Annotated in this window: 14 protein-coding genes; 7 read left to right on the plus strand and 7 right to left on the minus strand. The window is 71.5% G+C overall.

All coding sequences use genetic code 11. The features are described 5' to 3' along the window. Nucleotides 1-12 precede the first annotated feature (12 nt). Nucleotides 13-1,320 (minus strand): ThuA domain-containing protein, encoded by a 1,308-nt coding sequence (locus tag O7617_RS30950; RefSeq protein WP_282259993.1) that lies wholly within the window; start codon nucleotides 1,318-1,320, stop codon nucleotides 13-15. 157 nt (nucleotides 1,321-1,477) lie between these two features. Here O7617_RS30950 and O7617_RS30955 point away from each other — a divergent pair, with 157 nt between their 5' ends. Next, entirely contained in the window at nucleotides 1,478-2,665 is a 1,188-nt protein-coding gene (locus O7617_RS30955; protein ID WP_282259997.1) for a spore photoproduct lyase family protein, read from the plus strand. 8 nt (nucleotides 2,666-2,673) lie between these two features. On the opposite strand, the gene O7617_RS30960 is transcribed toward O7617_RS30955, so the two are convergent. From O7617_RS30960 to O7617_RS30970, 3 genes are all read right to left on the minus strand, one after another. Beyond that, the gene (locus O7617_RS30960) at nucleotides 2,674-3,180 is read right to left on the minus strand and encodes a DinB family protein (RefSeq protein WP_282259998.1); all 507 of its coding nucleotides are present in this window, start codon (nucleotides 3,178-3,180) and stop codon (nucleotides 2,674-2,676) included. A 50-nt stretch (nucleotides 3,181-3,230) separates the two neighbouring features. Then, nucleotides 3,231-4,019, minus strand: coding sequence for a M15 family metallopeptidase (locus O7617_RS30965; RefSeq protein ID WP_282264921.1), 789 nt, complete (start codon nucleotides 4,017-4,019; stop codon nucleotides 3,231-3,233). Nucleotides 4,020-4,142: 123 nt separating this feature from the next. Continuing rightward, complete coding sequence (locus tag O7617_RS30970) at nucleotides 4,143-4,799, minus strand: TetR/AcrR family transcriptional regulator (protein WP_282259999.1); 657 nt, start codon at nucleotides 4,797-4,799, stop codon at nucleotides 4,143-4,145. 79 nt (nucleotides 4,800-4,878) lie between these two features. Here O7617_RS30970 and O7617_RS30975 point away from each other — a divergent pair, with 79 nt between their 5' ends. The 5 genes from O7617_RS30975 (at nucleotide 4,879) to O7617_RS30995 (ending at nucleotide 9,300) form a co-directional block, all read left to right on the plus strand. Beyond that, on the plus strand, nucleotides 4,879-5,361 hold the full coding sequence (locus tag O7617_RS30975; protein ID WP_282260000.1) for a quercetin 2,3-dioxygenase: 483 nt from the start codon (nucleotides 4,879-4,881) through the stop codon (nucleotides 5,359-5,361). Nucleotides 5,362-5,385: 24 nt separating this feature from the next. Next, on the plus strand, nucleotides 5,386-5,925 hold the full coding sequence (locus O7617_RS30980; protein ID WP_282260001.1) for a hypothetical protein: 540 nt from the start codon (nucleotides 5,386-5,388) through the stop codon (nucleotides 5,923-5,925). 161 nt (nucleotides 5,926-6,086) lie between these two features. Then, nucleotides 6,087-6,578, plus strand: coding sequence for a hypothetical protein (locus tag O7617_RS30985; protein WP_282264922.1), 492 nt, complete (start codon nucleotides 6,087-6,089; stop codon nucleotides 6,576-6,578). Next, entirely contained in the window at nucleotides 6,575-8,059 is a 1,485-nt protein-coding gene (locus O7617_RS30990) for a hypothetical protein (protein ID WP_282260002.1), read from the plus strand. The genes O7617_RS30985 and O7617_RS30990 overlap by 4 nt, the downstream gene beginning before the upstream one ends. 203 nt (nucleotides 8,060-8,262) lie before the next feature. Continuing rightward, nucleotides 8,263-9,300, plus strand: coding sequence for a LacI family DNA-binding transcriptional regulator (locus O7617_RS30995; RefSeq protein WP_282260004.1), 1,038 nt, complete (start codon nucleotides 8,263-8,265; stop codon nucleotides 9,298-9,300). A gap of 204 nt (nucleotides 9,301-9,504) precedes the next feature. On the opposite strand, the gene O7617_RS31000 is transcribed toward O7617_RS30995, so the two are convergent. The 3 genes from O7617_RS31000 to O7617_RS31010 all read right to left on the minus strand — a co-directional run bounded on the left by O7617_RS31000 (nucleotide 9,505) and on the right by O7617_RS31010 (nucleotide 12,402). After that, nucleotides 9,505-10,356 (minus strand): peptidylprolyl isomerase, encoded by an 852-nt coding sequence (locus O7617_RS31000; RefSeq protein ID WP_282260005.1) that lies wholly within the window; start codon nucleotides 10,354-10,356, stop codon nucleotides 9,505-9,507. Between the two features lie 70 nt (nucleotides 10,357-10,426). Beyond that, nucleotides 10,427-11,635 (minus strand): serine hydrolase, encoded by a 1,209-nt coding sequence (locus tag O7617_RS31005; protein ID WP_282260007.1) that lies wholly within the window; start codon nucleotides 11,633-11,635, stop codon nucleotides 10,427-10,429. Nucleotides 11,636-11,649: 14 nt separating this feature from the next. Continuing rightward, nucleotides 11,650-12,402 carry a MerR family transcriptional regulator gene (locus O7617_RS31010; RefSeq protein WP_282260009.1) on the minus strand — a complete coding sequence of 251 codons (753 nt, stop codon included), beginning with the start codon at nucleotides 12,400-12,402 and terminating at the stop codon, nucleotides 11,650-11,652. Between the two features lie 164 nt (nucleotides 12,403-12,566). On the opposite strand from O7617_RS31010, the gene O7617_RS31015 reads away from it, so the two are divergent. Then, nucleotides 12,567-14,849, plus strand: coding sequence for an excinuclease ABC subunit UvrA (locus O7617_RS31015; protein WP_282260010.1), 2,283 nt, complete (start codon nucleotides 12,567-12,569; stop codon nucleotides 14,847-14,849). The last annotated feature ends 77 nt before the right edge of the window (nucleotides 14,850-14,926 follow it).

Consider the following 14,926-nt stretch of genomic DNA (forward strand, 5'->3'; position numbering starts at 1 on the left):
GCTATCGCGGAGTTATGACATGGCCACCAGGCGGAACGACTGCGCGGCGGTGCCGTTGCAGGTGTACTGGATGAGCTGGACGCTGTCCGCTGTGGACGCTCCCGGCACGTCCAGGCACTTACCGCTGCTGCGGTTGACCAGGCGGTAGTAGCCGTTGCCCTCGGCCTCGGCGCGCCACTGCTGGTTGTTGCCGCCGCTGTAGCTCCAGAGCTGGATCGGCGCCGAGTCGGCCGTCGACCGGTCGGTCACGTCGAGCACCTGTGCGCTGTTGTTGCGATTGTTGACCCGCAGGAAACCGCCACTGGTCGGCGCGAACTGGTACTGCTGGGCGGCGCTGCTGTTGCAGGTGTACTGCTGGATGGCGGTGCCGTTCACGCTGGCGGCGGCCCGGGCGTCCACGCACTTGCCGCTGCCCCGGTTGACCACGGTGTGCCAGGCGGTCGGCGAGATGCCGTCGGACGGCGGGGGCGTGGTCGGGGGCGTGCCGGTGACACCGGCGAGCCAGTGCAGCCCGTCGATCAGCAACTGGTTCTGCTGCGGGCTGTCGAAGGTGGACGACAGGCCGGTGTTGGTGCTGTAGTTCATCGCGTTGTGGCCGAAGTTGGCGTACAGCATCCTGTACTGCCGGTTGCTCCAGACGAGCGGGTAGTAGCCGCCGTACCAGGACTGGTTGGGGTCGGTGCCGACCGGGAAGCTGGACGGGTCGACCGAGGCGAGGATGTCGATGTCGGGGTTCTGCCGCAGGTCGTTGCTCCAGGAGTACCACTCGCTGATCGACGATTGGAACGTCGCGGGCAGGTTGCGGGTGGCGGCGTGGGTGCGGTTGTCGGCGCGCATCGTGACCCGGGTCGGTCCCCAGGTGTTCGTCTGGAACGAGCCGGTGCCGAGGAAGGTGTTGTAGTACCAGCTCCAGCTCGACGGGTTGGTGGTGAACGCGCTGACGTGGAAGCCCAGCCATCCCCCGCCGTTCTGCACGTACTGCTGGAACGCGGCCCGCTGGGCGGTGGGCGGCGCGTCGTCCAGGAACATGACGACCTTGTACTGGGCCAGGTTGGAGGTGTTCAGCAGGCTCCAGTTGTTGGTGGCCTCCCAGGAGAAGCCGTGCTGGGCGGCGGCCTGCGGGAACCAGGCCCGGGCGTCCTTGACGAAGTCGATGTGCGCGGCGTCCCAGGTGCCGTTGTAGAAGGCCAGGACCTTGAACGTCGGCGCGGCCTGCGCGGAGCGGGTGGCGCTGACCGCGACGCCGGCGGTGAGCGCGACGACGAGCGCGACGAACGACGACAGGATTCGTCTGGTACGGGTGGGGAGTTCTGCGATCACCTGATCGTCCCTTCGGTGGGGACGCGCGCCGCCGCGTCGAGGGATATCTGTTCACATTGTTTACAGATAGACGAAAGGTTATGCCTCTGACCTGATCACGTCAATCGCCGATCGGCCGAGCGGGTGGGATTCCGGCGGCAGCGGGTACCCCGGCCCGGTGACCAGCCCGGACGCCGTCGACGTCGACCAGCCACTCGCCCTGGACGTACCCCCCGCGCCGCACGACGCCAGCGGCGAGCGGGTGTCGACCCGCGACCTGGCCGGTCTCGCGCCGCCGGCCAGACCGGCGCGCCGCTGGACCCCGGGCCGGGTGGTGGCCACCCCCGCCGCGCTGGAACACCCGCACGGGCAACGGATCGCCGACCGGGTACGGGCCCTGGGCATCGAGGTGGAACACCTGAGATCCAACCGGCTCACCGGGGTACGCGGGCAGACCGACCGGGAGACGTACGCGCGGGCCAAGGCGACGATGGCGATCGTGGTGAGCCCACCCTCGCGACGCGTGCTGCAACCGATCGCCCCCAGCGCCGACTGGCGGGTCGACCTGGCCGAGGGCTGCCCCGCCCACTGCCAGTACTGCTACCTCGCCGGCTCACTGTCCGGCCCACCGGTGACCCGGGTGTACGCGGACCTCGACGACATCCTCGCCGGGCTCGCCGCGTACGCCGGGCGGGGGACGGTGACCAGCCGCAACGCGCGACGCGCTGACGAGGGCACCACCTTCGAGGCGTCCTGCTACACCGACCCGCTCGCGTTGGAGCACCTGACCGGCAGTTGGCGGCGGGCGGTGCAGCACTTCGCCGACTGGGACGCGCCGGTGCAGTTGCGCTGGACCACCAAGTACGCGGACGTGGGCACCTTCGTCGGGCTGCCGCACGGCGGCCGGACCCGGGTGCGGTTCAGCGTCAACTGCGCCCCGGTGAGCGAACGGTTCGAGGGCGGCACCGCCCGGGTGCCGGACCGCCTGGCCGCGCTGCGCCGACTCGCGCTGGACGGCTACCCGGTGGGGTTGACCATCGCGCCGATCATCGCGCTGCCCGACTGGCGGGAACGCTACGGGGAGTTGCTCGACCAGGTCCGCGCGGCGGTCGACGGGGTGCCCGACCTCGACCTGACCGCCGAGCTGATCACCCACCGGTTCACCCCCGGCAGCAAGGAGGTGCTGCTCGGTTGGTACCCGCGAACCCGACTGGAGATGGACGAGGAGTCCCGCAGCCGCAAGCACGGCAGGTTCGGCGCGGTGAAGTACGTCTACCCGCGCGACACGATGGCCGAGTTGCGCGGCTGGTTCACCGCCGAACTGACCGCCCGGGTCCCCGCCTGCCGGATCCTCTACTGGACCTGACCCGCCGATCAGACCCCGACGGTGCCGTCGACGCCCTCCCGGAGGAAGTCCGCGTGGCCGTTGTGCCGGGCGTACTCGTGGATCAGATGCAGCATCACCAGCCGCAACGACACCGTCTCGCCGGAGCGGACGTTGTGACCGGTCACGTCCAACGACGGCGCGGCGCGCTCGATCCGGCGGGCCTCTTCGACCTCACGCTCCCAGGCGGCGAACGCCTCCGCCCGGGTCGCCGAGCCGGCGTCGTACGCCTGCTGGAAGTCGCCGGTCTCCGACCAGACCAACGGAACGTCCTGGCCGTCGATGACCCGTCGGAACCAGGCGCGTTCCACCTCCGCCAGGTGCCGCACCAGGGCGAGCAGGGAGAGCGTGGAGGGCGGCATGGACTGTCGTCGCAGCTCCTCGTCGGACAGGCCCTCGCACTTGAGCGCCAGCGTCGCGCGGTGGAAGTCGAGGAATGCGCGGAGCGTCTCCCGCTCGTCGCCGGTGACCGGGGGGCCGATCCGTTCGATGGTCATTGCGACGATCATGCCGGACGCCCCCGACGACGGTGCTGCCGGGCCGGGCTTCAGCCGACCGACGAGCGGGCCACCGGCGCGGCGAAGAACGTGTCCGGGTACGGCTCGTCGCGCAGGCGGTAGTGCCACCACTCGCGGTCGTAGTTGACGAACCCGGCGTCGGTCATCAGCCGCTGCAACAATCGGCGGTTGTCCCGGGGGGTGCCGGTGACGCGGGCGTCGGCGGTGTGCGCCCGGGAGTCGAAGCAGTCGAAGCCCGTACCCATGTCGATGCTGTTGTCGGCGAACCGCTGCCCGCGCGGCGCGGTGCAGGCGACCAGCGGCTGCCCGACCCGGTACGGGGGCTGGTCGGCGGGCGGTTCGTCGACCAGGGTCAGGTCCATGGTGCTGCCCCGGCTGTGCGCGGTGGGCGCCCCGATGTACCCGTCGGCGAAGAGTCGGTTCTTGGGCACGTCCGGGTAGAACTCGGCCTTGGTCTGCTGCTCGCCGGGGCGCTTCGACCAGGCGACGAAGTCGTCCACCGCCGGCTGCGGGCGATAGCAGTCGTACACCTTGAGGCTGTGCCCGCCGGCCAGCGCGGCGTCCTGCACCCGCCGCAGCGCCTCGGCGGCCTGCCGGGTGAGCAGGCACAACGGTTCGCGGTAGCCGGTGATCGGACGGCCGACGAAGTTGTGCGGTGTGGCGTAGCGGATGTCGGCGTGGACGCGCGGGTCGACGTCGGTCAGCACGACGAACCCGGGCAGCCGCTCGACGGGGCTCGGCGTGGGACTGACCGGCGTCGGCGGGGACGCGGTCGGCGCGGCGGGCCGGGGCTCCGCCCGCGAACAGCCCCCGAGCAGCGCGACGCACGCGAGCACGACGGCGCAGACGCGGGTACGCACCAGTCCTGTCTATCAGCCCTGGCCGGAGCCCGCGCCGGTTCACCGGTCGGGCCGAGGGCCGGACAGTTCGATCCGACCGGGTCAGCGGACCAGAAGCGTGTCCCGCATTCGTTCAGCCAGCCAGTCTCTGGACTCGTCCTCGGTCCAGCCGCACCGCAGCACCAGCGCGTCGTAGTGCGCCGGGTCGTTGAAGATCCACAGAGCGTCGATCGCCCGCTCGACGTCGGAGCCTTGGCGCAGCGAGCCGAGCGAACGCACTCGTTCAACAACCATCCGGGCGCCCGTGCGACGGTTGCGCAGCAGTGTCTCCCACACGTCGGCGACCTCGGACGCTTCGTCCGCGGCCCGCCGCACGGTCTCGAAGATCCGCGCGGCGCGCCTGCCGATCAGTGTGCACACATCGGCGTAGGCGTGCAGGACGCCGGCCTGCGTGTCGGCCTCGAAGACAGGCCGGAACCAGGGCCGTTGCGCGACAGGCACCGGCTCGTCGTCGCCGGCGAGCGCCTCGTCGAGGACCTGTCGTAGCAGCGCCGGCTTCGACCCGAAGGCGGCGAACACGGTGGGGCGCGCGACGCCCGCGGCGGCCGCCACGTCAGCCAGCGAGGTGCCGGCGTAACCGCGTGCGACGAACAACTCGGTCGCCGCGCCGACCACTGCCCGCCGGGTACGCCGCGCGCTCTCCTCGCGCACCGCTGACCGGTAGCGCCGGGTCGGCTTTCCGTCCTTGACACCGTCCATGACTTCGCCATACTAGCAACATATTCGCTGGACGCTGGATAGTGAATAGACGGCATCCACCAGACAGGGAGGCGACGCCATGGCAGGCCGTCCGTACGTGCGCCGCGCCGACGAGGGAGAGGCCCACTGGTTCGTCGGCAGCCTGATGACCATCAAGGCGACCGGCGAGCAGACCCGTGGCAGTCTCACCGTCGTCGAGTTCATCAATCCGCCCGGCTTCGCCGCACCTCTGCATCGACACCAGCACGAGGACGAGCTGTTCTACCTGCTGTCCGGCACCGCCGAGTTCCGCTGCGACGGCGAAGCCTTCACCGCCGGGCCAGGCGATTTCGTCCTCCTGCCCGTCGGACTGCCCCACACCTTCCTCGTCCGGCCCGATGAGCCGCTGCGCGCCCTACAGATCACCACCCCGGCCGGGTTCGAGCAGTTCGCCGCTGAGGCCGGCACCCCCGCCCGGAACCGGCGTCTGCCCGACCAGGCACCGATCGACCCCGCCGCCCTCGGCCACGCCGCCGCTCGGCACGGCATCGAACTGCTCGGGCCACCCCCGGGCGCTGAGTGAATCGACAGCGAAGGAGGCCGACACATGATGGACGGAACGATCCGACGGCGGGGTCGGTGGTGGGTGTTCGCAGCCGCCGCGGTCGCGCTCAGCGGCCTACCGGCCTGCGATTCGACACCGGCGGACCGGCCGGCCACGGCGGGCGGCGACCCGTCCCCCGCGGTCACCGCGGCGGGCACCGAGGCGAAGCCGATCGATGCCTGCGCACTGCTGTCCGCCGACGAGGTCGCACAGGTGATCGGAACCACGGGAGCCGGTGGCCCACGGGCCGGCGACTCCGGCGACGGTGGCAGCTCCTGCGTCTGGGAGAACCCGGAGACCTACCACTCGATCACCATCGACATCGGCAGCGACGGCACCGCCGTCGGCGGCGACCTACCGGCGGAATCCCCGTACGGACAGACCGAACCCGGCGCCGACGGCATCCGCTTCGCCTCGGGCGGCATCGCCGAGTTCGCTCTCCGGGACCGCGCCTGCGAGATCCAGGTCGTCACCAGGGTCACCGACAACAGCGACCGATCCACCGCGGTTCGGCTGATCGGCCTGGTCCGGGACCGCGCCTGACATCCGGCCCGGACAGTCCGATGAGCAACGTCCACGCCGAACCGGCCACGCAGACGACGGCTGCGACCGACCAGAAAGGGGTACCCGTGCGACGACTACCCGGCCACGGACCGGCCCGCACCACCGGAACGCGGCAGGCCTCGGCTATCTCCGTGGCGGTCATGATCCTTGCGCTGACCGGGTGCGGCACGGCCGAGCCGCCTCCGCTGCCGTCCGCCGTCGAGCAGCCCTCCGTCGACGCGCCCGCCGGCCCCGGCGACCACGCTGACGTCACCACGACCCCGGCACGGGCGGCCGACCCGTGTGCGTTGGTGCCGAAAGCCGCCGCCGAACGCCTGGCCGGGACGCCCCTGCAGGATCCGGTCGCCGCGCCGGAGTCGTGCACCTACACCGGCCCGATCAGCGGACCCACCGCCCAGGTCGAGGTCTACGTCGGCGCCGGGGCCAAGAAGATCCTCGACATCGACCGCGAACTCGGCCACGATCTGACAGTCATCACCGGCGTCGGTGACGAGGCGTACCTCGAGGACGGCGCGGTGTTCGTCAACGCCGGCGGCACCTGGGTCGCCGTCCGGCTGGTCAGCCTGGCCGATCCGGCGGCTTCCCAGCAGGCGTTGCGGGACCTGGCTCGGGACGCGGTGACCCGGTTATGACTCCCACGACGCGGCGAACCCGTCGGGTCGTCGCCGCCACCACCGTCCTGCCCGTCCTGCTCGGCCTGACCGCGTGCTTCGGCGCGCAGCCGACCACGTCGGGCGGTGACGGCGATGATCTGCGCTACGGGGCAGCACCTGCCGTACACCCGGACGTGACCCTCCACCGGGACGTCGTCATCGTGTCCGGCGGCAGCGGCGCGGTGCGGTCGGTCACCGACGGGGGTCTGACCTGGCGGCTCGACCCCGACGCCGGCAACGCCGGTCTGCTGGCCCCGGGCAAGGTCATGTTCGTCACCGGACGCGGGGTCGGGCGGGTGATCGACACCCGCCGTGACGGCCGGGACCTCGCCGTCACCATCGGCCCCGTGAACGTCACCGACGTCATCCAGGACGGCGAATTCACCTCCGAACAGCCCGTCTCCCTGGTCGACGCGACCGCCTACGAGTTCGACGACACCTTCTGGGTCCACCCGAGCACCGCAGCGCCGCGATCCGAACCGGCGGCGCCCACGACCGCGGACCGCGCCCCGAGCACCACCGGCAACGCGCTGACGCTGGCCGGCACCCGGCCACTCACCGCCACCGCGCCGCTCACCGCAGGCGCGGCCCGACCGAACGACCTGGAGGCTGAGGGCCTCTGCTGCGCCGACGGCGTCGGTGCCCGCTTCTCCTACCGCGACGGTGGGCTCGACCTCTCCGGCACCATCGTCTTCGCGATGAAGCAACCCTCGGCGACGTTCCACCTGGCGATCGACGGGTCCACGGTCACCGCGGCCGAGTTGCGGATCCACGGCGCCGCCGGAATCCGGATCCAGGTCGACGCCACCACCACGACCGGCCAGAACGCCCATCCCGTCGCCTTCGTCCCGGTCGCCTTCAGCGTTCCTCTCGAATCCATCCTGGGCATCCCCCTCTCCGCGACCGTCCGGCAGTCGATCGGCATCCGCACCGGCTTCAGCGCCGGACACACGACGATCAGGGCGACCGGCGAGTACTCACTCGGCGGCACCATGGGCTTCGGCTACGCCGACGGCAGGTTCGGCCCACGCTGGCCCGGCGGCCTACAGGTGAAGCGCAGCCTCGTCGACTCCGTCGACGGCCTGTCGGTGGGCGCGAACGCCCTGCTCATCGACTACGACGTGAAGTTCTTCGTCGGCCTCGGCGCGGTCGTGTTCAGCGCCGGACTGTACGCCGGGCTCACCACCACGGTGGGCATCACCCGAGGATCGAGCGTGGGCTTCGGTGGTCTGCAGGGCCTCGCCAACCGCGAGGGCTGCAACCGCGCCGATCTCACCATCAACGCGAGGTACGGCATCGGCTACACCATCCCGGCCCTGGTCGCCAAAGTGATCAACTTTTTCCTGCGGGTCTTCAACGCCAAACCCATCGCCGCCGAGGGCGGCATCCCCGACCCTCCACCCGTTGTCAACCTGGTCAACCAGCACTGGGTCACGGACCGGCCGGTGTGTCAGCACTGAGACCGCGATCAACGACAGAGACGGAAGTGGCCCGAAAGTTGTCCGGAATGTTTCCGTAACTCCGTCGCCCACTGGAACCGACCTGGCATGTCCTCAACCCCTACCGGTGAGGCAAGATGACGCGTGGAACGGGCACGCCGTTCCGGGACACACGGCGGACGGCGGCTTGCGGTCGTTCCTCCGGCTCGGTGAAGGAGACGCGGGTGGGCGCGGACGACGGACGCAGGGTGACCATCACCGCGATCGCACGGGAGGCCGGGGTCTCGGTGCCGACCGTGTCACGGGTGCTCAACGGTCGCTCCGATGTGGCCCCCGGCACCCGGGAGCGGGTCGAGGAACTGCTGCGTCACCACGGCTACCGGCGGCGCACCAGCCGCAGCGTGCGCCGCGCCGGCCTCGTGGACCTGGTCTTCAACGACCTGGACAGCCCCTGGGCCGTGGAGATCATCCGCGGTGTGGAGGATGTCGGGCACGGCGCGGGCCTCGGCACCGTGGTGTCCGCGATCCACCGACAGCCCACCGCCGCCCGGCAGTGGCTGCAGAATCTGCGCGCCCGGGCCACCGACGGTGTCATCTTCGTGACCTCGCACCTGAGCCCGCCGCTGCACGCGCAGCTCCGCCGCCTCAACGTGCCGGTGGTGGTCGTCGACCCGGCCGGCGTTCCCGCCATGGACGTGCCGACCATCGGCGCGACCAACTGGGCCGGTGGGCTCGCCGCCACCGAACACCTGCTGTCGATCGGGCACCGGCGCATCGGCTTCGTGGCCGGCCCCACGCATCTGCTGTGCAGCCGCGCACGCCTGGACGGTTACCGGGCCGGGTTGGAGGCCGCCGGGGTGCCGGTGGACGACGCGCTCATCTACCCGGGCGATTTCTACCACGCCTCCGGTTTCTCCGGCGGAACGGCGCTGCTCGACCTCCCCGACCCGCCGACCGCCATCTTCGCCGCCAGCGACCAGATGGCCTTCGGCGTCTACGAGGCCATTCGACGCCGAGGCTTGCGAGTGCCCGACGACGTCAGCGTCGTCGGCTTCGACGACCTGCCGGAGGCCCGGTGGGCGTCACCGCCGCTGACCACGGTGCGCCAGCCCCTGGTCGAGATGGGACGGTTGGCGGCCCGGACCGTGCTGCGCCTGTCCCAGGGCGAGGGCATCGACTCGCCCCGTGTCGAACTCGCCACCGAACTGGTCGTGCGGGACAGCACCGCCGCCCCGCCGACCGGCTCGCCCGGCCCGTCGTGACGGCCGGACCTGCGCCGGAGACCGGTCGGAGCGCTTCCGATCCGGTTCCGGTAATTGCGGCCGCCGGACAGCAACCCGGCCGAGGCCGGTTCGGGGTGATGGCCCTGCGCGGGCATGCCAGCAGGCCGCCGGAAGGTGACCCGTCCATGCCGGGCCGCCGGCGGGCGCGGTGAGCGACGACTGGTCTCCCACCGCGCCGCCGGATCAGTGGTGGTGGTGCGAGCGGACGGCCTTGCGGATCGTCACCGGCAGCGCGGGCGCGCCGTCGACGGGCGCGGGGTCCTCGGCGGTCGGGGCCACTCCCCCGGCGGCGATCCGGTCCAGGGTGGCCAGCCCGGCACCGTCGACCGCACCGAAGATCGTGTAGTTGGGGCGCAGCGCCGAGTTCGCGTACACCAGGAAGAACTGGCTGCCGTTGGTGTCCGGCCCGGCGTTGGCCATCGCGAGGACGCCACGGGCGTACACCCGGCGTTCCCCGGTCGGGTCGGTCGGCGCCGGCGGCAGGCCGGTCGGCAGTTCGTCGCGGTAGCGGTATCCCGGGCCGCCCTCGCCGGTGCCGGAGGGGTCACCGCACTGCAACACGCTCAGCGTCGGGTACGCGGTGAGCCGGTGGCACGACGTACGGTCGTAGAACCGCTTGCCGACCAGGTGCAGGAAGCTCTGCACGGTGCACGGCGCGGCGGCCCGGTCCAGGGTCAACCCGATCGGGCCGTGGTTGGTCGCCAGGGTCACCCGGACCATGCCCCGGGCCGGGGTGCGTCGCGGGTCGGGCGGCAGCGGCACCGGTCGGGCCGCCGGCTCGTCCGGCGTCTCGGTGTACGCACACGGGCCGTGCGTGGTGCGCGGCGGTCGAGTGGCGGCGTCGATGCGTTGTGCAGCGGACGCGGCCGACGTGCCCGGTGCGTTCGCCCCGTCTGCCGACGGGCCCGGCGCGGCGAGCGCGGCGGCGGACGCGCCGACGACCAGCGCCCCGGCGAGCACTGTCACCCCCGCGAGGCGGGTCAGGACGCGGCGGGGTGTCGCCACGCGGAGGCGCGGTGGGAGTTCACTCGACACAGGGATCCTCCTGGACTCGTGGTGCCACGAAGACCGGAGTCTATGGAGGGCAGCGCCGGATGTCGATTCGTCAGGGCAGGCGACGGCGACGCCGCCACAGCAGTCCACCCATCAAGCCCAGCACGGCCGCGCCACTGGCCGCGGTCACCGACCAGAGCCATCCCGCGTCGCTGTGCCCCGGCCCGCTGGCCGCCGCCGGTCGGGGCGCGCCGGGAACCGCCAACGCGGACGGCGCCGCCGACGGCGTGGCGGTCAGCTCGCCCGGCTCGACCAACCGGCCGACTGAGGCGTCCCGGGGCACGGTGAACCCCCAGTCGAGCAGGGCCGCACCCTGCTCCCAGCCGCGCTTCGGCGCCGACTCGGCACCCAGCAGGGTCACCACCAGCCGTCGTCCTCCCCGTTCCGCCGCCCCCACGTAGGTGTGCCGGGCGAGGTCGGTGAAGCCGGTCTTGCCGCCGAGCGCACCCGGGTACCGGTAGATGAGCTGGTTCTCGTTCTGGATGGCGAAACCCTTGGTGCGTTGCGCCCGCTGGGCCGGAATCGACGTCTGCTCGGTCAACGCGTACCGACGGAAGGTCGGCTGGGCGAAGCAGGCGCGGGCGATCAACGCCAGGTCGTACGCGCTGGTGAACTGGCCCGCCCCGTCCAGCCCGGACGGGGTGACCGCGTGCGTCTGGAGCGCGCCGAGGTGGTGCGCGTGCTCGTTCATGGCGCGTACGCCGGCGGCGCTGTCCGTGCCGCTGCCGAGTCGGGCCAGCGCGTTGGCGGCCTCGTTGCCGGAGTTGAGCAGCAACCCGAGCCAGATGGTCTCGATGGTGTACCGGCCTCCGGCGACCAGGCCCACGGCCGAGGAGCCGGGTTCGATGTTCATGTCGTCGTCGGTGACGGTGACCGTCTGCTTCGGGTCCAGCCGGGGCAGCATCGTGGCCGCCAGCAGGAGCTTCTGCACGCTGGCCGGGGTGCCGTACTCGTGCGGGCCGCAACCGCCGAGCACCTGGCCGCTGTCCAGGTCGGCGACCAGCCACGACGTGGCGCTGACAGCCGGTGGGGCGGCGACATCGGCCGGCACGACCAGACCGGCGGTGTCCAGCCCGACGCCGCCGACGACCCGCTGCGCGGGCACGGCGGGCGGGGGCGAGGGCCGGGGTGGACGGGACATCGCCGACACCGCAACCCGGGGGCATCGCACCGACGGCACGGCGGACGCTCCCGCCGCGGCGACCGGAGCGGGAGCGAGCAGGACGGCGGACGTCGTGGCCGCCAGCAGCGCAGCTCTCATGTGCCCGACCCTAGTCACGACGATCGCCCGGCGGGACGGGATGCGGGGTCAACCCGAGCGCTCAGGTAGTCGTGCAGCGCGGCGCTGCCCCGCAGTCGGCGCAGGCTGCGGGCGTGCAGCTCCTGCTCGCGGCGGGCCAGTTCGGCGCGCACCCGCTGCGGGCTGCCGGTGGTCCGCAGCTCGCCCAGCACCGCCTCGATGATCTCGAACGGGTACACGCCCCGGCGCAGCAGCGCGATGACCTGCGCGGCGCGTAGCTCCACCTCGTCGTACACCCGGTAGTTGGTGCCCGGGGCGCGACCCGGCCGCAGCAGCCCGCGGTCCTCCCACAGCCGGAGCTGCGAGGTCCGGACGCCGACCAGGTCGGCGACCTCGCCGATGCGGGCGTCGCGGCGTGGGGCGGGCCGGGCCTGCGACGGGCTGGCCAGCACGGTCTCGAAGGCGCCGAGCACCCGGCGGATCTCCGCGCGCTCCCGGTCCAGTTCGGCATGGCCGCCGTCGAGCGCCGCCAGGGCCGTCGGCAGGTCACCGGAGTGCACCGCCGCCATGATCTCCCGGGTACGGATCCAGCCGTGCCCCTCGGCCAGGCGGCGCGCCACGGTCAGCGCCCGCGCGTGCTCGGTCGTGAAGATCCGGTAACCGCTGGCGGTGCGGCGCACCGGCGGCAACACCCCCTGCTCGACGTAGTTGCGCACCTGCTGCACCGAGATCCCGACGGTGGCGGCGAGGTCGACGGCGCGCAGCCGTTCGACGGGTCCGGAGGTCACGACGGCAACCGTACCGGTTACCACGTGATTTGAGACTTTCCGGAGCAGTTCCTCGCGGTCTGCTCGGCTATCTCGGCGAAAGTCTCTACATGGGGATGAATGAGACAATGGAATCCGTCAGCCCGGCGGGCACGAGTCCCGCCACGAATTCGTGAAGGGTCCGCATGTCGCAGCCAGCATGGTCCGCAGCCGACAGCCACGACATGATCGAGGTACGCGGAGCGCGGGAGAACAACCTCGCCAGCGTCTCGGTCGACATCCCCAAACGCCGGTTGACGGTCTTCACCGGCGTCTCCGGCTCCGGCAAGTCGTCGCTCGTCTTCGGCACCATCGCCGCCGAGTCCCAGCGCATGATCAACGAGACCTACAGCGCCTTCCTCCAGTCGTTCATGCCGAACCTCAACCGGCCGGACGTCGACTCGCTGCGCAACCTCAGCGCGGCCATCGTCGTCGACCAGGAACGGATGGGCGTCAACTCCCGCTCCACCGTCGGCACCGCCACCGACGCGTACGCGATGCTGCGGATCCTGTTCAGCCGGCTCGGCCGACCGGTGGTGGGCGGCGCCGGGGCGTTCAGCTTCAACCTGCCCGAGGGCATGTGCCTCACCTGCGAAGGGCTGGGCCGGGTCTCCGACCTCGACATCAACGAGTTGGTCGACGTCGAACGCTCCCTCAACGACGGCGCGATCACCGCGCCCAACTTCGCCGTCGGCTCCTGGTACTGGCAGACCATCGTCGGCTCCGGCCTGTTCGACCCCGACGTCAAGCTGCAGGACTTCACCCCGCAGCAGTGGGACGACTTCCTCCACAAGCCGGCCACGAAGATCAAGGTGGGCAGCAACAACTGGACGTACGAGGGTCTGGCGGTCAAGGTCAAGCGGCTCCTACTGGCCAAGGACCGCGAGTCGATGCAACCGCACATCCGCGCCTTCGTCGACCGGGCGGTCACCTTCACCAGTTGCGGCGACTGCGGCGGCACCCGCCTCAACGCGGCAGCCCTGTCGTCGCGGATCGCCGGACGGAACATCGCCGAGTGCTCGGCCATGCAGATCAGCGACCTGGCCGCGTTCGTTCGGGGCGTCGACGACCCGGGAGCAGCCCCACTCGTCGCCAACCTCCGCGACCTGTTGGAGTCCCTGGTCGAGATCGGGCTGGGCTACCTCAGCCTGGACCGCGAGTCGGCGACCCTCTCCGGCGGCGAGGCGCAACGGGTGAAGATGGTCCGGCACCTCGGCTCCAGCCTCTCCGACGTCACGTACGTCTTCGACGAGCCCACCGTCGGCCTGCACCCGCACGACATCGCCCGGATGAACGACCTGCTGCTGCGACTGCGCGACAAGGGCAACACCGTGCTGGTGGTCGAGCACAAACCGGAGACCATCACGATCGCCGACCACGTGGTCGACCTCGGCCCCGGGGCCGGCAGCGACGGCGGTCGGATCTGCTTCGCCGGTGACGTCGCCGAGCTACGCCGCTCCGACACCCTGACCGGTCGGCACCTGGACCACCGGGTGACCCTGCGCGCCGACGTACGCCGACCCACCGGCCAGCTCGCCATCCGCCAGGCCGACCTGCACAACCTGCGCGACGTGGACGTGGACATCCCGCTCGGCGTGCTCACCGTGGTCACTGGCGTGGCCGGCTCCGGCAAGAGCTCGCTGATCCACGGGTCGCTGCGCGGCCGACCCGGCGTCGTGATCGTGGACCAGTCCCCGATCCGTGGCTCCCGGCGCAGCAACCCGGCCACCTACAGCGGGCTGCTCGACCCGATCCGCACCGCGTTCGCCAAGGCCAACGGGGTCAAGGCCGCCTTGTTCAGCGCCAACTCCGAGGGCGCCTGCCCGGCCTGCAAAGGCATCGGCCTGATCTACACGGACCTGGCGATGATGGCCGGCGTGGCGAGCGTCTGCGAACGGTGCGAGGGCCGACGCTTCACCGACGAGGTGCTCACGTACACGCTGCGCGGCAAGAACATCAGCGAGGTGCTGGCCATGTCGGTCACCGAGGCGCACGGGTTCTTCCCGCACCCCATCCTCAACCGTCTGGTCGACGTCGGGCTGGGCTACCTCAGCCTCGGTCAGCCGTTGACCACCCTGTCCGGCGGCGAGCGGCAACGACTCAAGCTCGCCATCCACCTGGCGGAGAAGACCACCACGTACGTCCTGGACGAACCCACCACCGGCCTGCACCTGGCCGACGTGGATCAGTTGCTGGCCCTGCTCGACCGGATGGTCGACGCCGGCAACACGGTGATCGTCATCGAGCACCACCAGGCGGTCATGGCGCACGCGGACTGGCTGATCGACATGGGCCCCGGGGCGGGACACGACGGAGGCCGGGTCGTCTTCACCGGCACCCCCGCCGACCTGGTGGCCCACGGTGACACCCTCACCGCCACCCACCTACGCGAGTACGTCACCGAACCGGCGGTGATCCCCAGGGGGTGACGCTTGTGGGTTCGGGCTTTCCGGGCTGTGCGCGCGGCCGGCCAGGGGCGTGCCCGCAGCCGGTCGGGGGCGCGACG

Origin of the sequence: Micromonospora sp. WMMD1155 (assembly GCF_029581275.1) — a bacterium.
GTDB lineage: Bacteria > Actinomycetota > Actinomycetes > Mycobacteriales > Micromonosporaceae > Micromonospora.